This window comes from Caulobacter sp. 1776, from assembly GCF_040545685.1.
GTDB lineage: Bacteria > Pseudomonadota > Alphaproteobacteria > Caulobacterales > Caulobacteraceae > Caulobacter.
Window position 1 is genome coordinate 552,838 of the sequence record NZ_JBEPMI010000001.1, and the last position, 19,089, is coordinate 571,926.

Sequence of the window (19,089 nt, forward strand, 5' to 3'; positions counted from 1 at the left end):
AAGGCGAACGCCACGGGAAAGTGTCAGCAAAGACACACTCGTCAGGTTTCGCCCCCTGCCCATTGCTCAGGAAAGCTAAACAAGACCGCCCCTCAGAATCAACTCTCGAGCGTGCCCGCCGACTTCCACGGAAGATGAGCGTCAGCTTTGCTGGGTTCGCACGTGAACCGTTTGCACGCAAGGGCTTGCGGCCAGGAAATGGTCAAGCATTCGCAGATCGTCGCTGAAAATCGGCGCCTTCCCTTGGGTTTCGTCAGGTCCTCGACGGACTCCGCCCCAGAACCCGTCCGTCTCTGATGGAAACATCAGAAACGGATAAACAGGCTCTGGCTCAAACATTTGGAGCGTGGCGGGCGCCGAAACCGCCCACACTTTCGGCTGCCGCGCTCTAGTCCAGGGTGGTGCGATATCGCGCCATCGCCAGGGCCGAGATGGCGGCCACGAACAGTCCGAGCGCGGATAGACTTGGCCATAGGGCGGCCGCGTCCAGCCCCTTCAGCAGCGCGCCGCGGACGACCCTGAGGAAATGGGTGACCGGTATCACGCTGCCCAGCGCCTGGGCCCAGGCCGGCATGCCGCGGAACGGGAACATGAAGCCCGACAGCAGGATCGATGGCATGATGTAGAAGAACGACATCTGCATGGCCTGCAGCTGGGTCCTGGCCACCGTCGAGATCAGGAAGCCCAGGGCCAGCGACCCGATGATAAACAGCAGCACGCCCAGGCTCAGCGCCAGCCAGCCGCCGGCCATCGGCACCGCGAACAGCGCCCTGGCCAGGACCAGGATCACCACGGTCTGGATCACGCCCACCGCCACATAGGGCGTCAGCTTGCCGATCATCACCTCGATCGGCCGGGCCGGGGTGGCCAGCAGGCTCTCCATCGTGCCGCGCTCGTACTCGCGGGTGACGCCCAGCGAGGTCATCATCACCAGGGTCATCGACAGGATCACCCCCAGCAGGCCTGGGACGATGTTGTACGAGGTGATGGCCTCGGGATTGTAGCGGCGGTGGATCACCACCTCGAACGGGTCGCCCCCCGGTTTCGCCACCGCGCCGACGAGGTCCCGCGTCAGGGCCGTGCGCGGCAGGCTAGCGAGCGCCGCGATCGCGCCGCCGGTCGCGGCGGGGTCGGAGGCGTCGGCCTCGACCAGGATCTGGGCGTCGTCGCCGCGCACCACCCGGCGGGTGAAGTCGGCGGGGATGGTCAGGGCGAACTGCACCTCGCCCCGCGCCACGGCCTCGTCCAGCTCCCGGGGCGAGGTCGCCGTGCGGACGATCTCGAAATAGCCGCTGTTGACCAGGGCCGAGAGGGTCGAACGGGCCATCGGTCCCTGGTCCTGGACCAGAACCGCCGTCGGCAGGTCGCGCGGGTCGTTGTTGATGGCGTAGCCGAACAGCATCAGCTGCACGATCGGCATGACCAGGATCATGGCGTAGGTCAGCCGGTCGCGGGTGAGCTGGATGAACTCCTTGATCAGCACCGCCAGGATCCGGGCGCCGGAGAGGCCCTTGGCGCCCGCGCTCATTGAAAATTGTCCGACGACTGGCTCATCAGCCGGATGAACACGTCCTCCAGCGTCGGCTGGACCTCGGTCCATTCCAGCGGCGGCTTGCGATAGGGCGCGATGGCGGCCTCCAGCGCCGCGCGGTCGGTTCCGCTGACGTGCAGGGCGGCGCCGAACGGGGCGGCCATCAAGACGCCGGGCTTGCCGGCCAGCTCGCGCGACAACCGGTCGGCCCCCATTCCCTCGGCGGTTTGGCCTTCCGCCCGGAAAGTGACCAGGCCCGACTGGTCGATCACCGCCTCGGCCGTCCCCCGCGCCATCAGCTTGCCATAGGCGATGTAGGCGATGTCGTGGCAGCGCTCGGCCTCGTCCATGTAGTGGGTCGAGACCATCACGGTCAGGCCCTCGGCCGACAGGGCGTGGATCTCGTCCCAGAACTCGCGCCGCGCCTTGGGATCCACGCCGGCCGTCGGCTCGTCCAGCAGCAGCAGCCTCGGTTCGTGCATGACGCTGGCGGCCAGGGCCAGGCGCTGCTTCCAGCCGCCGGACAGGCTGCCAGCCAGCTGTTTCTTGCGGGCGGTCAGGCCCAGGCGGTCCAGGCTCTGCGTCACCCGCTCGCGGCGGCGGTCCAGCTCGTGGACCCGCGCCACGAAGTCGAGGTTCTCCTCGATCGACAGGTCCTCGTAGAGCGAGAACTTCTGGGTCATGTAGCCGGTCTGGCGCTTGACCGCCTCGGCGTCCTTGCGGAAGTCGAGACCCAGCACCTCGCCCTCACCGCTGTCGGGGGTCAGCAGGCCGCACAGCATCCGCAGGGTGGTGGTCTTGCCCGAGCCGTTGGGGCCCAGGAAGCCGGTGATCTTGCCCTTCTCGACCTGGATCGACACGTCCTGCACCACGTGGCGCGGACCGAAGCTCTTGTTCAGCCCCCGGACATCGACGGCCAGCTCGGTCACTTCACGCCCCCTTTGGGCGCGGCCTCCAGCGGGACGATGTCGACCGGCTGGCCCGGCGCCAGGGGCGCGCCGGGATCGGGGCGGGCCTCGACCAGGAACACCAGGCGCTGGCGGGCCTCGCGGCTGTAGATCACCGGCGGGGTGAACTCCGAGCGCGGCGAGACATAGTTGATCCGCGCCGTTCGCTCGGCCCCGCAGCCGTCGCACGAGAAACGCACGGTCGCGCCGGGTCGATAGCGCGCCACCTCGGCCTCGGGCGCGAAGAAGCGCAGCCGCACGCGATCGTCGGACAGCAGGGCCACGACCGGCTGGTTGGCGGCCGCCCATTCGCCGGGCTGGTAGAAGACGTCCTGCACTCGCGCCGCCATCGGCGCGCGCGGGCTGATCTGGTCCAGGCGCGACTGCGCGGCGGCCAGGGTCTCGCGGGCCGAGGCGACGGCGGAGCGGGCCGCGTTCACCGCGTCGGGCCGCGCGCCCAGCTCGCCGACGTTCTTGCGGCGCGCGACGGCGGCGGCGTTGGCGCGGGCGGTGTCGAGCGCGGCCTTGACCTGGTCCAGCTTGGCCGGAGCGTAGATGCCCTTGCGCACCAGCGGCGAGATGCGGTTGAAGTCAGCCTGGGCCTGGCGGACCTGGGCCTCGGCGGCGGCGCGCTCGGCGTCGTAGACAGCCAACTCTTGTGGGCGCTGGCCCTTTTCGGCGTCGCGCAGCTGGGCCTCCGCGATCGCCACCTGGGCGGCGGCCTGGTCGCGCGCGGCGGTCAGCTGGGCGGCGTCCAGGGCGAACAGCGGCTGGCCCGCCTTCACCCGGTCGCCGCGCTGGACGGCCACCATGCTGACCGGCCCCGCGCTCGAGGCCGCGACATAGAGGGTCTCGCCCTCGACATAGCCGGACAGGCGATGGGGCCGATGCGCGTCGGGGCCCAGTAGCCTCCAGCCGAGGAACCCGGCCAGGCCGATCCCGGCTGCGACGGCGACGATGCGGACGGCGGGGCTCACGGGCGAACACCGACGCGGGGCTTCAGTCCCGACAAGACCGTGTCGGCGTGCTGAAGGATCAGGATCCGAAGATTGAGAGCCGGCGCCCCCACCGGGGTGAACGTCTCCTGCCAGATCACGCCCATCAAGATCGGCCCCATCAGGCTGAAGGCCTGCAGACGCGGATCACCGGTTCGGACCTCGCCACGCATCTGGGCCCGAGCCAGGGCCTTGCTCAGCGCCGTCAGGGCGCGACTGACGATCTCGTCATGCCAGACGCGCGCCAGTTCGGGGAAGTTGCGGGACTCGCCGATGACGAGCTTGGCCACCGCCCCCAGGCGCGTGGTCTCGATCACCTGGCTGAGATGTTCGAACATGCCCCGCATCAGATCCGGAAACGGAGGCTCCTCCCGCGCCAGCACGGCCTCGACCATGTCGAGATTGGGGGCCACCGCCTCGCGGACCACCGCGCGGAAGATGTCCTCCTTGGTCTCGAAATAAAGATAGAGCGCGCCCTTCGAGACCCCGGCCTTGGCGGCGATCTCGTCCAGCTTCGCGGCGGCGAAGCCTTTCTCGGCGAACACTTCGAGAGCCGCCTGGACGATCTCGCCCGGCCGCGCCTCGCTGCGCCGCCGCCATTTGGGAGAACCGGCCTGCATGGTTTTGGGTCCGAGCGTATAACTGACTCATGAGTCATATACTCGGATCGAACGACATTCAAGGACGAAGACCCTACCCCTCCGCCGTCACGAGCCAACACGCCGAGGTCATCTCGGCCACGCCCTTCGTCACATAGGGCTCCAGGGCCTCCTTCACCGCCGCCGCCACCTTGCCGCGCAAGGCCGCGTCGGCGTCCTTCAGGATCGGGTTCAGCGGCCCGACGCGCAGGCTCATGGTCATCAGCTCGTCGGCGGTCAGGGGACTGGCGACGTCCAGCGGCGCGATCTGGATGTCGCGCCAGCCGCTGGCCTCCAGGATCGTCCGTACACGCTCCGGATCGGCGAAGGCGAAGCGGCCCGGCGCGTCCTTCTCGAAGGCCGGCATCGACGGCAGGAACGGCGCGGCCGCCTTCAAGGGAACCAACGACAGCGGGTTTTCCTCCGGCGACCGCCAGGCGGCGAAGGCCAGCCGGCCGCCCGGCTTGATCGCCCGCCGCAGATTGGCGAAGGCAGCCACGGGATCGGGGAAGAACATCACCCCGAACCGCGAGACGATCGCGTCGAACGGCGTCTCGAACGCATGGACCTGCGCGTCGGCCAGCAGGAACTCGACGCCCTCGATCCCGTCCTCGCCCGCGCGGCGGCGGGCCAGCTCGACCAGCGCGCCCGAGATGTCGACCCCAACCGCGTGGCCCTCGGGACCCGTCCGCCAGGCCGCCGCGAAGGTGGTCGCGCCCGAGCCGCAGCCGACGTCCAGCACCCGCTCGCCGTTCACCGGCCCGGCGGCGTCGACCACTGCTTCGGCGATCGGCGCCATGATCCGGTCCAGCAGCGCCTGATGCTCCACCCAGACCCGGCCGGCGCGGTCCCAATAGGCCGCCATGTCGCGTTCGGGGGTCGCGGTCATCGTCGTCTCCTTCGTCATTGCCAGGATCGCCCTACCCGCCCATCCTGCAAGTTCAAGCGCACTTGAGGTCAAGCGATGTTCGACATCGATATCGCCGAACTGGCGAAACGCGCGGGCCTGCGGGCCTCGACCCTGCGCTTCTACGAGGAGAAGGGCCTGATCGCCTCGACCGGGCGGCGCGGCCTCAAGCGCCTGTTCGCCCCGGATACCACCGAGCGGCTGTCGCTGATCGCCCTGGGCCGCGCCTCGGGCTTCTCGCTGGACGAGATCGCCGGGATGCTAGATGGCCCCGACATCGACCGCGATCGCCTGCGGGCCAAGGCGGCGGACCTGGACCGGAAGATCGAGCAGCTGACCCGCATGCGCGACGGCCTGCGCCACGCCGCCGACTGCGGTCGCCCGACCCTGATGGGCTGCCCGCACTTCCTGCGGATCGTCAAGGTCGCCGGCGCGCGGCGGCGCTACCGGGCCGAGGCGGTCTAGCAAGGCTTGTCAGGTCGACCGTCACCGGTCGAAAAGAGCGTTCCCGTTTTTCAAGCGCCCCCGTTCGAGCGCCCCGGTTTCGAGGATCGACATGACCGCAGTTCAAACCCTCGGCCGACGCGGCTTCCTGGCCGGGGCCGCGGCCAGCGCGGTCGCCGCCCCGGCCTGGGCGCGCCAGGACAGCGTCAAGAAGCTGACCGACGGCGTCACCCTGATCGGCCCCGCCGAGCGCGCCTCGCGCCTGGCCCGCGCCCAGGCGCTGATGGTCAAGCTGGGCCTATCCGCCATCATCACCGAAGCCGGGTCCTCGATGGACTATTTCACTGGCGCGCAGTGGAGCCGCAGCGAACGGCCGGTCCTGGCGATCATCCCGCGCGAGGGCCAGGTCGGCATGGTGATGCCGAAGTTCGAGGAGCCCTCGATTCGCGAAAGCCTCGGCGTGCCGGCCGAGATCCGCCCCTGGGAGGAGGACGAGAGCCCCTACGCGATCGCCGCCGGCCTGCTGGCCGACCGCAAGCTGGCGTCCGGCAAGATCGGTGTCGAGGAGACGGTCCGCGCCTTCATTGTCGACGGCCTCGCCACCGCCCTGCCGTGGGCCAAGGTCGTGTCGGGCGCGGCGGTGTTCCGCGGCTGCAGGATGATCAAGACGCCGGCCGAGATCGCTTTGATGCAGACAGCCGCCGACATCACCGTCGCGGCCCTGCGCCACACCCACGCCAATGTCCGCGCCGGCATGGGCCCGCGCGACATCGCCGCCCTGATGGCCGAGCGGACCGTGGCGCTGGGCGGACGGGTCAGCTTCAACCTGATCCTGATCGGCGAGGCCAGCGCCTATCCGCACGGCTCGCGCCAGCCCCAGGTCGTGAGCGAGGGCCAGGTCGTGCTGATGGACTGCGGCTGCAATGTCGGCGGCTACGAGTCCGACATCTCGCGCACCTTCGTGTTCGGCGAGCCCACCGCCCGGCAGCGCAAGGTCTGGACCGACGTCCAGCGCGGCCAGCAGGTGGCGTTCGAGGCCGCCAAGGTCGGGGTCGAGGCCGGTTCGGTCGACCGCGCCGTGCGCGCCTACTACGAGAGCCTGGGCTGGGGCCCGCGCTACAAGCTGCCTGGCCTGTCGCACCGCACCGGCCACGGCATCGGCATGGACGGCCACGAGCCGGTCAACTTCGTCATGTCGGAAACCACCCGGTTGGCCCCCGGCATGTGCTTCTCGGACGAACCGGGCATCTACATCCCCGGCGAGTTCGGCGTGCGGCTGGAGGACTGCATCCACCTGACGCCCGACGGTCCCCGCTGGTTCAGCCAGCCGCCGTCGTCGCTGGACAAGCCGATGGGGTGAGCGGAAGGAAGGCTCGATAGCCGCCGCCCGCCTTCGCGCCCACCCGCCGGATTAGCGGGGCAGGACTTCCTCGCCGGTCATCGACAGCTCCGCCTTGACGGTCGTGGCGTGGCCGGGCTGGCCGCCGCCGAGGTGGACCACATAGCGGCCAGGAACGACCTTGCGCACGCCGCCCTCGTCCACCCGCGAGAGGCGGCGGGCGTCGAGGTCGAACGTCACCACTTGGCTCTCCCCGGACGCCAGGTGGATCCGCTTGAAGCCCGCCAGCACCGGCGCGGCCGTGTCGCCCGGCTTCTCCACGTACAGCTGCACGACCTCGTCGCCATCGCGGTCGCCGGCATTGCGAACCCGAACCGAGACCTGCGCGCCCGCGCCCGCCTCGAGGGTCGCGTTCGACACCGTCGGCGCCTCGTACGCGAACTTGGTGAAGCTCAATCCATGGCCGAACGGATACAGCACCGGCCCCTTGAAATAGCGGTACGTCCGGCCCGACATCGCGTAGTCGCCGAACGGCGGCAGATCGTCCGCGGACCTGTAGAACGTCACCGGCAGACGCCCCGCGGGGCTGAAGTCGCCGGCTAGGAGCCCGGCCACGGCCGCGCCGCCCTGTCCGCCCGGATACCAGGCCTCGACGATCGCCGGGAGGTTCTTGTCCGCCCAGTTCACGGACAGCGGGCTGCCGTTCATCAGCACCAGGACGACCGGCTTGCCCGTGGCGTGCAGGCGCTCCAGCAGCTTCTGCTGCGGCGCGGGCAAGTCGAGGCTGGTCCGATCACCGCCGGCGAACCCGGCCGCCTCGACCTTCATCTCCTCGCCCTCGATCCGCGCCGACAAGCCGCCGACGAAGATGACGACATCGGCCTGCCGGGCCGCGGCCACCGCCTCGTCGCCGTTTTCGCTGGGCCGGCTCCAGACCAGCTTCTGGTCGCCGGTGGCGTCGCGCTGAACGGCTTCCACCCGCAGGCCATAGCGGCGCCCCGCCTGCAAGGTCACGCGGCCCGACGCGATCGACGGCGCGTCGCCCACCGACCATTCGTCGACGATCAGCTTGTCGTCGATCCAGATGCGATAGCCGTTCTCGCTGGCGAACCGCAGGCGGTATTCGCCGGTCTCCGGAGCAGTCAGGAAGCCCGTCCAACGGGCCGTCCCGTTCCTGTCCTCGCCGCTCCAGCGCACCCTCGCATTGGGCTCGATACCGGTGGCCGTCTCCCCGTGGAACTCCGGGCCCGAGAAGTGCGAGGCCCGCAGGCCACGCGTCGCGCAGGCGGCGTCCGAGCATAGGACGGCGTCGGGCACGGGCGCCTCGGCGGGCCCGATCAGGCCGGTTCCTTCCGCATAGAGAATTCGAGCGTTCGGGAAGCGCGCGCGGATCCCGTCGAGCACGGTCACGGGCTTGGTCGGGCGTCCGTAATAGTTGCCCACCAGCGCGTCATAGCTGTTCGCGTTGGGGCCGATGACGGCGATGGTCTTGGGCGCCGCCAGGGGCAGAAGGCCGCCCTGGTTCTTCAGAAGCACCATCGAGTCCTTGGCCATCTTCAGCGAAAGCGCCCGATGGTCCGGCGTGTCGTAGTCCTTGGCGGTGATCTGGGGAAAAACGGTCGCGCGGGAATCGAACAGGCCAAGCCGGATGCGGGCCGTGAACAGTCGCTCCAGGGCCTGGTCGACCGTCGCCTGCGGCAGGAGGCCGGCCCGAACCGCGGCCACGATGTTCTCGGGCTCGGTGGTCATCTTGTTGCGGTAGTCGCCGCAAATCAGGTCCGTGCCCGCCTTGAAGCTCGCCGCCACGCCCTCGGGCGCGGTCTTGGTGTAGTGCAGGCTGTCCTCGCGATAGACGTTGGCGACCGCGCCGCAGTCGGACACGACATAGCCCTTGAAGCCCCAGTCTCGCCTCAGCGTGTCGGACAGCAGCATGGGGCTGGCGCAACCCGGCACGCCGTAGACGGCGTTGTAGACGCACATGACGGACTGGACGTTCCCCTCCGTCACCGTGGCGCGGAACGCCGGGAGATAGGTGTCTTCCAGGTCATGGGCGGACGGATGCACGTCCTCGCGGTGGCGGTTCGATTCCGGGCCGCTATGGACCGCGAAGTGCTTCGAGGTGGCGATGGTCTTCAGATATCGCGGATCGTCGCCCTGCAGCCCGTGAATATAGGCGACGCCCAGCCTTCCGGTGAGATACGGATCCTCGCCATAGGTCTCCTGGCCACGCCCCCAGCGCGGGTCGCGAAAGATGTTGACGTTCGGCGACCACACCGTCAGCCCACGGTAGAATTCCGTGCCGCCGTCGGCGTGGACACGCTCCAGGTATTTCGCGCGGAACTCCGTGCTGACCGCGTCGCCGACCTGCTCCATCAGCGGCGTGTTCCAAGAGGCGGCCATGCCGATCGCCTGCGGGAAGACGGTCGCCACGCCCGCCCGCGCCACGCCGTGCAGGCCCTCGTTCCACCAGTTGTATTCCGGCACGCCCAGGCGCGGGATCGCCGGCGCCGTGTGCCCCAGTTGCGGCGCCTTCTCCTCGAGCGTCATGCGCGCGACGAGGTCCTTGGCGCGCTGCTCCGGGCTCAGGGTGACATCCTGGTACGCGGGCTTGACGGCGGCTGCTTGTTCGGAGGGCGTCGCGTTGGCTAGGGCCGGGGCCGCCGCCAGCAGGGCGGCGGCCATCAGGGCACGCAGGCCAGTGTGATGGCGGATCGCCGCCGAAATGCACGTCATGGACTTCCTCCCACGCCGATTGGTAGCGCTATCATTTTGCGAGATCAGTGCCTGGGCTTTAGGCTCTTGTCTAGTCGCCCTTCGCGAGTGCTCGCCCCCGACGCCGCCCTAGGCCAGCAGGAAGGTCCGCAGCCGCTCCAGCGTCTCGGCCGGATGCTCTTCGGGAAAGAAGTGCCCGCCGTTCACCCCCTCGCCCGCCACCCGCGTGGCCCAGCCGCGCCAGACGCCTAGGGGGCCGCCGTCGTCCGCGTACCAGGAGTCCAGGCCGCCCGAGGCGCTCCACAAGGCCAGCAAAGGACAGTCGATCCGGCGTCCCGCGGCGCGGTCGGCGTCGTCGTGCTCGCGGTCGATCGTGGCCGCCGCGCGGTACTCCTGGCAGATGGCGTGGACCTGTCCGGGATCGCGCAACGCCTCGACATAGGCGGCGCGCAGGTCGGCGGGGAAGACGCTCGCCGGCGTGCCCCAGTTGGACAGCGCGTCGCCGATCACGGCCTCCGGGCAGGTCCCGATCAGACGCTCGGGCAGCGGCGCGGGCTGGGCTAGCAGCGAGAACGGCCAGAAGGCCAGCGCCAGCCGCGCGTCGGCGCGCGCCCAGACCGCGCCGGTGGGAATGACGTCGAGCACCGCCAGCCGGCTGACGCGGTCCGGATGGTCCAGCGCCATGCGATAGGCCACGCGGCCGCCGCGATCGTGGCCGACCACGGCGAAGCGCGGGAACCCCAGTCGGTCCATGGCCTCGATCAGCGGCAAGGCCATGGCGCGCTTGGACTGGAGGGCGTTCGGGTCATCCAAGGCCGGCGAGCTGCGGCCATAGCCGGGCAGGTCGGCGCAGACGACCGTGAAGTCCCGCGCCAGGCCTGGCGCGATCTCGCGCCACATCAGGTGGGTCTCGGGAAAGCCGTGCAGCAGCAGCAGGCCCGGCCCCTCGCCGCCGCGCCGGACGAAGAGGCGCCGCCCAGGACCCAGGGCGATCTCGTCGGTTTCGAATCCCGCGATCATGGCTCCGCCGCCTTTTCGCCGCTTGTCGGGAGGCTAACGGCGAAAGCGTGGGAACGTATCCGGAGGACGGCGGCGCCGCGGCGCCCTAAGCGCTTTCAGGCCGCTCGATCAATTTTGACAATATCGTCAAAAAACTGAGCCATGGCCCAGATACACCAAACCCGCCGCGGGGGATAATCGCGACGGGCTGGCTATTTTCTCGATCATTCGATCTAGGCGGGCGTTTCCTCCCCGAAACGCCGAAGAACGGGAGCTCTCTGTTGGGCTCGTTTCGTCCTTGCAGTGTCTAGAAACGTCAAATTGATGACGGTGTCAACGCATCAAAACCCTTTTTCGCAACGGGTTGGCCGAATTTTTGACGCGATAGGCGTAGTTTGGACGCCCTGGTCGAAGATACGCGCCATTTTAACCGCAATTTTTGACAAGGGTGTCAAAACTTACTTTTTCGGCTTGGCCTCCAGGGTTTGGACGAAACGATCCAGCACGGCCGAGCGCGACTCGAACACATAGTCCGGACGCGACACGGTCACCGGCTCGACCCCGGCCGCGGCCAGGGCCGCGGCGGCGTCGAACAGGTCGGCGGTCGCCAGCAGGGCGCCGTTGGCCCGGCGCGAGCCGCCCTTGGCCACGAATGCCGCTACCGCCGCCTGCCCGGCCGCGTCCTGCTCGGCCGGCCAGACCAGGGTCGCCAGCTTGCCGGCCCGCCCCTTGGCCTCGACCACGGCCAGCAGCCGCTCCAGGCTGTCCAGCTGCGGGGCCGACCAGTCGGCGATCAGCGAGGCGGTCAGCTGGGCCTGACTCTTCAGGATCACGCCGTCGGACAGGATCTTCAGGCCGTTGGCCGCCAGGGTCGCGCCGGTGGTGGTGATGTCGACGACCAGCTCGGCGGCGCCGGCGGCTGGAGCCCCCTCGGTCGCGCCGCTGCTCTCGACGATCCGGTAGTCGGCGACGCCATGGCGGGCGAAGAAGGCCCGGGTCTGGGTGACGTACTTGGTCGCCACACGGAGACGCCGGCCTGTCTTAGCCAGATGCGCGTGCCCGACCTCGTCGACATCGGCCATGGTGTCGACGTCCAGCCAGCTCTTGGGCGCGGTCACCACCAGGTCGGCGCGGCCGAAGCCCAGGGCCCGCAGCAGCATGACCCGGCTGTCCATGTCGTCGCCGCGCTCGCGCAGCAGGTCCTCGCCCGTCACCCCCAGGTGCAGGTCGCCGCTGTCGAGGCCGGCGGCGATGTCGCCCGCCGACAGCAGCCGCACCGAGACGCCGGGCAGGCCGGCCAGCTCGGCCGAATAGCCGCGCGCGCCGCCGGTCATGTCCAGCTTGAAGCCGCACTGGGCCAGCCAGTCCTCGACCTGTTCCTTCAGGCGGCCTTTCGAGGGGATGGCGAAGATCATCGGTGCGGAACTCATTCGCCGCCTCCCGCATAGGCGCGCGCCGGACGGACCATGCAGCCCACCGCGCCGGTGTTGGTGGAGACTCCCCCTCGTTCACCAAGGAGCCGCGACGGCAGGCCGTCATAGCGGCCGCCAGCGGCCAGCGGCCGCTCGTCGCCGAGCGCGGCCGAGCGCACCTCGAACAGGAAGCCGTCGTAATAGCCGAAGGCCCGGCCGAACGCGGCGGCCAGGGTCGCCCTGTCCAGCGGCACGCCGCGCGCGGCCATGCCCGACAGGCGCTGACGCCAGCCGGCGATGGCGGCCTTCAGGCTCGCGTCCTGGGGGCCCGCGAGCGCGGCGATGGCGTCGAGGGCCGCGTCCGGACGGTTCGAGACCGCCAGGAAGGCGCGGACCTTGGCGGCCTGCTCCGGGTCCAGACGACCGGCCCGGGCGGTCTCGGCCTTTTCGACCAGGCGATGGGCGATCTCGGCCGGGCGGCGGCCGCCGACGGGCTCGATGCCGGCCAGGGACCACAGCTCCTGCAGCACCGCCGAGGCCTCGGCTTCCGGCAGGCCGGCCAGCAGGGCGGCGATCCGCGACTGTTCAGCGCTCGGCGCGTCGCCCTCCCCGTCCAGCTCGGCCTTCAGCTGGCGCGGCCGCGAGAAGGCGCGCTTGAGCCGGGCGGCCAGCGGCGCGGCCAGGTCCAGGCTGTCGACGAAGGCCGCGAACAGCGACACGTCGCCGAGGATCAGCGACAGGTCCGACCGTCCGCCGGCGGCCGACGAGGCCCAGGCCAGGGCGGCGATCTCGGCGTCGGCGGCCACGGGGTCGCCGGTCTCGAACGCCTCGACGCCCAGCTGCAGGAATTCCTCGGCCCGGTCCGAACCGCGCGGGGCGACGCGGAACGCCTTGCCCTCGTAGCGGTAGCGGCCGCTCGTTAAGCCGGACGCGAAGTGCTCGCGGGCCACGGCGACCGTGAAGTCGGGGCGCAGGCAGGCCTCCTCGCCGCCGTCGCCGGACACCACGAACAGCCGCGAGCGCATGGCCTCGCCGGCCAGGTCGAGCAGCAAGCCCAGAGGTTGCAGTACGGGCGCGTCGGTCGCCGCGGCGCCGGCCGCCAGCAGCGGGGCGCGGATGGCGTCGAGCGCCTCCGCCGGAATGGAACGCTCGAGCCTCATGCTCACCCCTCGATGATCTTGCGGACCACGTCGACCAGCTGGTCGCGGGCCACGGTCTGCTGGCCGGGCCGCTCGGCCTTCCAGGCGGCGTTGTCGACCAGGGCCTGGGCGGCCATGCGGCCGGCGTCGAGGTCCTTGATCGTCACCGTGCCGGCGGCGATCTCGTCGCCCCCCAGCATGACCACGGCCGGCGCCCCCCGGCGGTCGGCGTATTTCATCTGCGGCTTCATGCCCGAGGTCCCCAGATAGACCTCGGCCGCGATGCCCGCCGCGCGCAGCTGTCCGACCACGGAGAAGTACTCGCCCATGTGCGCCTGGTCGAAGGTGATCACCACCACCGGCCCGCGCGCCACGCCGCCCGGCTCGCGTCCGGCCGCCCGCAAGGCCGCGGCCAGGCGCGTGACGCCGAACGAGAAGCCGGTCGCCGGCGTCGCGGTCCCGGTGAACCGCGCCACCAGGTCGTCATAGCGCCCGCCGCCGCCGATCGAGCCGAACGAGACCTTGTTTCCCTTCTCGTCCGTGGTGCTCAGCAGCAGCTCGGCCTCGAACACCGCGCCGGTGTAATATTCAAGACCCCGGACGATCGACGGATCGATGAAGGCCTGGTCGTCGGCGATGCCCAGGCTGGCCAGGGCCGCATCGATCCGCGACAGCTCCAAGAGCCCCTCGTCGCCCTCGGCCGAGCCGCCGATCACCTTGGCGATGTTGTCGAGGGTCGCCGCGCGGCCGCCGGCCGACCCCGCCGCCACGAAGTCCAGCACCTGGTCGACCGCCTTGCCCTTCAGGCCCGCGCCCTTGGTGAAGTCGCCGCTCTCGTCCAGGCGGCCCTCGCCCAGCAGCAGCCGCACGCCCTCGACACCCAGCCGGTCCAGCTTGTCGACCGCGCGCAGCACGGCCAGCTTCTGGCCGGCGCTTTCAGCGCCAGCGGAGGTCAGCAGCCCGTTGAGCAGCTTGCGATTGTTGATCTTCAGCACCGCCGCCCCGCGCGGCAGGCCGGCGGCCTCCAGCCCCTCGACCGCCATGGCGATGATCTCGGCGTCGGCCTCCGGACGGGCCGAGCCCACCGTGTCGGCGTCGCACTGGATGAACTGGCGGAAACGCCCCGGCCCCGGCTTCTCGTTGCGCCACACCGGCCCGAACGCGTAGCGGCGGAACGGCTTGGGCAGGGTCTCCCAGTGCTGGGCCGCGAACCGCGCCAGCGGCGCGGTCAGGTCGTAGCGCAGCGCCATCCACTGGTCGTCATCATCCTGCAGCGCGAACACGCCCTCGTTGGGCCGGTCGCTGTCGGGCAGGAACTTGCCCAGGGCGTCGGCATATTCGAACGCCCCGGTGTCCAGGGCCTCGAAGCCGTAGCGCTCATAGATCGCCGACACCGCCTCCAGGATCGCCCGCTCGGCCCGCAGGTCGCGGGCGCGCTTGTCGGCGAAGCCGCGGGGGCTGCGCGCCTCGGGGCGGAAGTCTTGAGCGTCGGTTTGCGGAGTCTCGGGGCCCGTGGGGGAGGAAGTCATCGTCGGTCCTTAAGTCTTCAAGGCTTCGACGGATGGCGCTTGCGCTTAAGCCCCATCCGCTAGGCGGGGCTCTGGCTGGGTCGCTGCTTTAGAGCGAACGGACCCGGCCGATCCCGCGAGGCGAGGTCGGATGGTGGTGGCAGCCGTGGTGGTGCGGTGCGCGGGTCATCGGGTGCGGGGTGTAGCGGATAGGAAGCGGTGGGGGAAGGGGTGAGGACATGAAGCTGGAATATTGGCCACAAGCAGACCACGGCTTAGACCGGCTCAAACTTCCATGTGTGATAGCTGGATAGATCACCTTTGCCGCTTCGCCTGACCTCCAACCGGAACCGACTGCCGACTGGCGCCTCCCGAACGTCCTTCGGCACCTTCTTGACTACCTCGCTCGGATCATACCCAGGTTGGCCAATTCGCGGTCGCACCTCAATCTTCCCGGCTCCGTCATCAAAAATCTCAACAAGTATCGAGGGGTTTTTGGGCCGACTTCCTTTTCGCTCACTTTCATCAGAAACAAAAACAAGCGCGTTAGGGACCTCCATAAGATCCAAACGCTCCATACTTCTCTTCAAACTCATCTTAGAGAAAAGAGGTAGATTTTCCGATTTTTTTCCCGCGTCTAGGCGCGTTATTACTCCAAAAATAACCTCATAGAGCCCACTCTCTATGGGTGATAGATATAGGTTAAGATCGTTATCTCCGATATTATCTTCTATTAGCTTTTTCAGCTTCGATTTTGAGTTCTTATTGGCCTTCAAAAGCTCTATGGAATTAACGCCCTGATTGAACAAGTGACTCAAGCTCGCAGATTTCGTAGAAATCTTCATGTGCAGAAGCTTGGCGCGCGATTGCCCGGCATCAACAATAAATAAGTCGCACGGCTCTATTTCTGTTGAACCGGATGGCTTAATATCTGTTCTATCTAAACAAATGTATCTACTATCAGCGATGCAAACAGCTTTATTATAATTTTCTTCACTATATATTGCGACACCGTCTTTCTCTGAATCGTGATTATACGAAATCAGTTCAGATAATTTGCATTTATGATCGATATATTCTTTTAAGTTTACAAGAAAATCGGCCTCCACACGGTACCACCTCCCTTCACAAAGGTGATGGATGGTCCCCCTCCACTGAACATCCGTTACAAGAGACCTGTAGAGACTATACGATGCCGTGGGATATCCATCCGCATCGGTCAAGACCATTCTAAGATTTTTTATGTAGTCTATACCAACAACGGAAAAGTCAAAATCTTCACCTAGGAAATCGTATAAACTGTCGATAGACACTTCAGAATATACGTCACTCCATATACTTCCTATGTGAAATCTAACACACAGATCGCTCCCATAATCTACTATATCCGGTATAGATATTGCGAAATTATCGTCAGGATTCCCGAAGACCCCAACGAGAAGTTTTTCCAGCTCGGCGACATCGTCCGGATCCCTGACCGGCGATATATTAGCAATATTCGGAAATGCTTCTTTGTAGTCATCGCTGTCGTAAAGATCGAGCAGCTTGCCGCATAGATTAGGCATCTCACCTGGCGAAACGCGCAGGTTAACTTTTAAAGATACAGAACCAGTGACATTTTGAAATAAGTTTTCGTACTCAGGCTTAACAGCGCCAGTCAGGCTCTTTATGATTTCGCTGTTTCCGTCGAAATCCAGATACGTCAGGTCAGTACTATTCGGCACTTGCGTTCTTTTACGCCGGGAGGCACCAGGCGCGACCATATCGGCGCTCTTCACCTCCTTCGGATTCAGGCAATTTAGCGTAACAAGCAATCCAAAATCATACTCATACGAAACATCTTTAAGGTGGTGATAGACATTACCAAAGGAAAGAGCAAAATATCTACCCATGACCGGCAGAAATATCAATGCCCCCTTACCTACTTGATTTAGGTCCCACTCAATATCGAAATGATTTTTCCACCACGGCTCCCTAGGCTTTCCGTCCAATATGAAGACCGATGCGCCGGGCGGAAGCTTATTTGCTTTTGCCCGCGCTAATTTCGCGCCATCATTTAGCGAGTTCTTCTCGTCGAACCCCTTCTTCAGAAGAAAGATCGAAAAAGGACGACTGGCCAGTTTCTTCTTTTTCATCGGCCCCCCAGCCTAAACCGCAACCCATGGATCAGCGTACTGGCTATAAACAAGCATAACAGGTGAATGCGCCACTCCGCCCTTACCCGAACCGGGGAACTCTGCTTTTCCCTCTCGTATTGAGACGACCGCTGGCGCGTCAGCCCCAAAGACTCCGGATGAATCTGGGCCCCGGCTTTCGCCGGGGAGAGCGGGGATTGGCGGGCGCCTGACGGGGTGTCGCCACCCGACCGCCCCGGTCGGTGCGAGCCTTACATCTCTTGGAGGCTGCAGCGTGCGGGGCTGGTCAGGTCTGTCAAGGACGACGCTCCGCGTCGCCGCGCGCGGCCGCCGGAGGCGGTCCTTGACGGACCTGAACAGCCCCGCGATCGTCTCGCCGTGAGATGTAAGGATGGCGCCTTCCCGAGGGCGGGAAGGGTTCTCACCCACCTCCCCAAACGCTCGTCATTCCCGCCCTTGTGGCGGGAACCCCTCTGTCCGCCGCGAGGGCGGATGGGTGGCGGGCCAGCCCGCCAAGGCGCTTCACGAGTCGGCTGAACCAGGGGTTCCCGCCACATGGCTTGCCCTCGGGCCGGCGAAGCCGGTCCCGGGGGGCGGGAATGACGGTGGGCGATGAGCGCCCCCTCCGGCCCTCCGGGCCACCTCCCCCGCAACGCGGGGGAGGATCTGCTCGTCACGGAGAAAGCGGGGGCAGCGGGCGCCTGACAGGGTGTCGACGCCCAACCGCCCCAGGGCGGGAAGGCCCCCCCTACCGGTCCCCCGCAGACACCGTCATGCGATCCGCGTCCCCGCGCCCGAGGATGTAGAAGTCGCGCTGATCGGTGAAGAACGCCGCGCCGACGTCCAGGGCGGCGACGATCACCTGGAGCATCTTGTAGTGCGGCCCGTTGGGCGGCAGGTCGCGCAGCTGCTGCACGCAGGCCGCGCGCGCCGGCCGCAGGCTCTCGAAAAAGGCCTCCGGGTCGCGCATGCCCGCGCGGGAATGGCGGCGGGTCATGGCGCCGACCGGGGGGCGGGGGCGCGCACGCGCGCGGTCGCGCGCCCCGGCGAGAGGCGTTGGATCGTCATGACGGTCTCCGAAATGTTCGTTTTTTGTTCTGGTGCGTGAAGACCGGGGAGTCAATCGGAGAGCGGCGGACGTCGGCTCATTTTGGGCCGCCGGGCGGGCGATGCGGAGCGGCGACCGTCTCGCCGTGAGGTGTCAGGATGGCGCCTTCCCGGGGCGGGAAGGAGGCTAAACCAACATGTGTCATCCCAGGCGAAGCGCAGCGTAGACCCGGGACCCAGGGGCGGCGCGCACCGCGTTCACGCACCCCCTGGGTCCCGGATAGCCTCTACGAGGCCTCCGGGATGACACGGCGGGTTTGGCGGACGACGCTCAATTCGGAGAAGGTGTAACCTCTCACCCTCCCATCGCTGCGCGATGGGCCCCTCCCTCTCTCTCAGAGAGAGGGAAACAAAAAAGCACGGGGATTGAGCCGCCTCTATCCCCGGCGTTCGCGAAACCGAACCCCACGAAATCAACGACTTCTCACTTTTACGCGGCCCTGAATGATCCGCGTCCAAAACCGCCCCCATACTTGTCCTCGCCCCATCGCTGGGGAGGCCGTCCAGCTGGCGACCTGACGGGCGGTGGGGGCGGTCGAGCGGGTAGCGCTCGTCGGGGTCTCTTCGGAGACGCCTTCGCGACCGATCCAGCGGCGGGTTCCCTGAAACATGGGACAAAACCCTGGCGGCGAAGGTTCGGCGGACGCGCCAGGCGCGGGCTGAAATCGCCCGCGCGGTCCGGAGGGGTCGCTTTCCCTCCGCCCGTCGGGGGCCTCATGTCGGGAGCGGGTTAAAACCCCGCGCCCCGAAGGCTCATCGGATAACGATCGCGCGGAGCGCTCCGGCCCCGGCCGAAACGGTACTCCACCAAAACCCTCCGGGCCTGGCCCGGACGCTCCGCCGCCTCCCCAGCCCGCCGGCTTTCCCGGCGGAAGACCGTCGCCCCGCGCCTTTTTGCAACTCAACAGGAGATCCATCGTGTCCAAGCCCAAGCCTCCGCCTCACGAAGGCGCCCTGACCATATCCTCGCCGGCCGTGGCCGAGGCGGTGAATGCCGCCCACAAGGCCGCCTATGACGAATGGATGTTGCGTGAGACCTACCAGAAGCTGCTGCGCATCGAGGACGAGCTGCGAGATCTGCCGCCGATCCCGGAAGAGTGGCGCCGGCGCCTGCTCAAGATCGTCTGAGCGGCGCGCCCTATACACCAATTCTTAAGTCAAACCCGGATCGAGGCCAAACTTATCCACAGCGCCGCTCGGTATAGGATCATGACGGCCGTGTAATATGTCGCCGAAGTAATCCACCTTTCAGCCTTGTAACTTGAGGTGAACGGGC

Annotated in this window: 15 protein-coding genes; 3 read left to right on the top strand and 12 right to left on the bottom strand. The window is 67.3% G+C overall.

From position 1 onward, the window contains the following. Positions 1–388: 388 nt before the first annotated feature. The 5 genes from ABIC66_RS02510 to ABIC66_RS02530 form a co-directional block, all read right to left on the bottom strand. Positions 389–1,528, bottom strand: coding sequence for an ABC transporter permease (locus tag ABIC66_RS02510; protein WP_354067806.1), 1,140 nt, complete (start codon positions 1,526–1,528; stop codon positions 389–391). Then, a complete protein-coding gene (locus ABIC66_RS02515) occupies positions 1,525–2,460 on the bottom strand; it encodes an ABC transporter ATP-binding protein (RefSeq protein ID WP_354067807.1) in 936 nt (311 codons plus the stop codon). The genes ABIC66_RS02510 and ABIC66_RS02515 overlap by 4 nt, the downstream gene beginning before the upstream one ends. Beyond that, a complete protein-coding gene (locus tag ABIC66_RS02520) occupies positions 2,457–3,455 on the bottom strand; it encodes an HlyD family secretion protein (protein ID WP_354067808.1) in 999 nt (332 codons plus the stop codon). The genes ABIC66_RS02515 and ABIC66_RS02520 overlap by 4 nt, the downstream gene beginning before the upstream one ends. Continuing rightward, positions 3,452–4,093 (bottom strand): TetR/AcrR family transcriptional regulator, encoded by a 642-nt coding sequence (locus ABIC66_RS02525; RefSeq protein WP_354067809.1) that lies wholly within the window; start codon positions 4,091–4,093, stop codon positions 3,452–3,454. The genes ABIC66_RS02520 and ABIC66_RS02525 overlap by 4 nt, the downstream gene beginning before the upstream one ends. Before the next feature lie 73 nt (positions 4,094–4,166). Continuing rightward, entirely contained in the window at positions 4,167–5,000 is an 834-nt protein-coding gene (locus tag ABIC66_RS02530) for a class I SAM-dependent methyltransferase (RefSeq protein WP_354067810.1), read from the bottom strand. 75 nt (positions 5,001–5,075) lie between these two features. On the opposite strand from ABIC66_RS02530, the gene ABIC66_RS02535 reads away from it, so the two are divergent. Both ABIC66_RS02535 and ABIC66_RS02540 read left to right on the top strand, forming a co-directional pair. Continuing rightward, positions 5,076–5,483, top strand: coding sequence for a helix-turn-helix domain-containing protein (locus ABIC66_RS02535; protein WP_354067811.1), 408 nt, complete (start codon positions 5,076–5,078; stop codon positions 5,481–5,483). A 91-nt stretch (positions 5,484–5,574) separates the two neighbouring features. Continuing rightward, positions 5,575–6,822: a M24 family metallopeptidase gene (locus ABIC66_RS02540; protein ID WP_354067812.1), complete on the top strand. Its 1,248-nt coding sequence runs from the start codon at positions 5,575–5,577 to the stop codon at positions 6,820–6,822. A 51-nt stretch (positions 6,823–6,873) separates the two neighbouring features. Here ABIC66_RS02540 and ABIC66_RS02545 read toward each other — a convergent pair whose 3' ends face one another. The 7 genes from ABIC66_RS02545 to ABIC66_RS02575 form a co-directional block, all read right to left on the bottom strand. Next, positions 6,874–9,534, bottom strand: a complete 2,661-nt coding sequence (locus ABIC66_RS02545) for a glycoside hydrolase family 3 protein (protein ID WP_354067813.1) — start codon at positions 9,532–9,534, stop codon at positions 6,874–6,876. 108 nt (positions 9,535–9,642) lie between these two features. Further along, positions 9,643–10,533 carry an alpha/beta fold hydrolase gene (locus tag ABIC66_RS02550; RefSeq protein ID WP_354067814.1) on the bottom strand — a complete coding sequence of 297 codons (891 nt, stop codon included), beginning with the start codon at positions 10,531–10,533 and terminating at the stop codon, positions 9,643–9,645. A 437-nt stretch (positions 10,534–10,970) separates the two neighbouring features. Next, complete coding sequence (hisG, locus tag ABIC66_RS02555) at positions 10,971–11,942, bottom strand: ATP phosphoribosyltransferase (protein WP_354067815.1); 972 nt, start codon at positions 11,940–11,942, stop codon at positions 10,971–10,973. After that, the gene (locus tag ABIC66_RS02560; RefSeq protein ID WP_354067816.1) at positions 11,939–13,084 is read right to left on the bottom strand and encodes an ATP phosphoribosyltransferase regulatory subunit; all 1,146 of its coding nucleotides are present in this window, start codon (positions 13,082–13,084) and stop codon (positions 11,939–11,941) included. Before ABIC66_RS02560 ends, hisG begins: the two co-directional genes overlap by 4 nt. A 2-nt stretch (positions 13,085–13,086) precedes the next feature. Then, positions 13,087–14,592 carry a histidine--tRNA ligase gene (gene hisS, locus ABIC66_RS02565; RefSeq protein ID WP_354067817.1) on the bottom strand — a complete coding sequence of 502 codons (1,506 nt, stop codon included), beginning with the start codon at positions 14,590–14,592 and terminating at the stop codon, positions 13,087–13,089. Between the two features lie 254 nt (positions 14,593–14,846). Continuing rightward, the gene (locus ABIC66_RS02570; protein ID WP_354067818.1) at positions 14,847–16,706 is read right to left on the bottom strand and encodes a DUF6119 family protein; all 1,860 of its coding nucleotides are present in this window, start codon (positions 16,704–16,706) and stop codon (positions 14,847–14,849) included. 748 nt (positions 16,707–17,454) lie between these two features. Then, on the bottom strand, positions 17,455–17,703 hold the full coding sequence (locus ABIC66_RS02575) for a hypothetical protein (protein ID WP_354067819.1): 249 nt from the start codon (positions 17,701–17,703) through the stop codon (positions 17,455–17,457). A 1,028-nt stretch (positions 17,704–18,731) separates the two neighbouring features. Between ABIC66_RS02575 and ABIC66_RS02580 the strand changes: the two genes are divergently transcribed. Beyond that, positions 18,732–18,941 (top strand): hypothetical protein, encoded by a 210-nt coding sequence (locus tag ABIC66_RS02580; RefSeq protein WP_354067820.1) that lies wholly within the window; start codon positions 18,732–18,734, stop codon positions 18,939–18,941. Positions 18,942–19,089: the final 148 nt, after the last annotated feature.

Excerpts from the sequence above, each read along its gene's own strand:
- ABIC66_RS02525 (WP_354067809.1), bottom strand. The coding sequence starts at position 4,093 with ATGCAGGCCGGTTCTCCCAAATGGCGGCGGCGCAGCGAGGCGCGGCCG.
- ABIC66_RS02550 (WP_354067814.1), bottom strand. The coding sequence starts at position 10,533 with ATGATCGCGGGATTCGAAACCGACGAGATCGCCCTGGGTCCTGGGCGG.
- ABIC66_RS02540 (WP_354067812.1), top strand. The coding sequence starts at position 5,575 with ATGACCGCAGTTCAAACCCTCGGCCGACGCGGCTTCCTGGCCGGGGCC.
- ABIC66_RS02530 (WP_354067810.1), bottom strand. The coding sequence starts at position 5,000 with ATGACCGCGACCCCCGAACGCGACATGGCGGCCTATTGGGACCGCGCC.
- hisS (WP_354067817.1), bottom strand. The coding sequence starts at position 14,592 with ATGACTTCCTCCCCCACGGGCCCCGAGACTCCGCAAACCGACGCTCAA.
- ABIC66_RS02545 (WP_354067813.1), bottom strand. The coding sequence starts at position 9,534 with ATGACGTGCATTTCGGCGGCGATCCGCCATCACACTGGCCTGCGTGCC.
- hisG (WP_354067815.1), bottom strand. The coding sequence starts at position 11,942 with ATGAGTTCCGCACCGATGATCTTCGCCATCCCCTCGAAAGGCCGCCTG.
- ABIC66_RS02570 (WP_354067818.1), bottom strand. The coding sequence starts at position 16,706 with ATGAAAAAGAAGAAACTGGCCAGTCGTCCTTTTTCGATCTTTCTTCTG.
- ABIC66_RS02510 (WP_354067806.1), bottom strand. The coding sequence starts at position 1,528 with ATGAGCGCGGGCGCCAAGGGCCTCTCCGGCGCCCGGATCCTGGCGGTG.
- ABIC66_RS02535 (WP_354067811.1), top strand. The coding sequence starts at position 5,076 with ATGTTCGACATCGATATCGCCGAACTGGCGAAACGCGCGGGCCTGCGG.
- ABIC66_RS02575 (WP_354067819.1), bottom strand. The coding sequence starts at position 17,703 with ATGACCCGCCGCCATTCCCGCGCGGGCATGCGCGACCCGGAGGCCTTT.
- ABIC66_RS02560 (WP_354067816.1), bottom strand. The coding sequence starts at position 13,084 with ATGAGGCTCGAGCGTTCCATTCCGGCGGAGGCGCTCGACGCCATCCGC.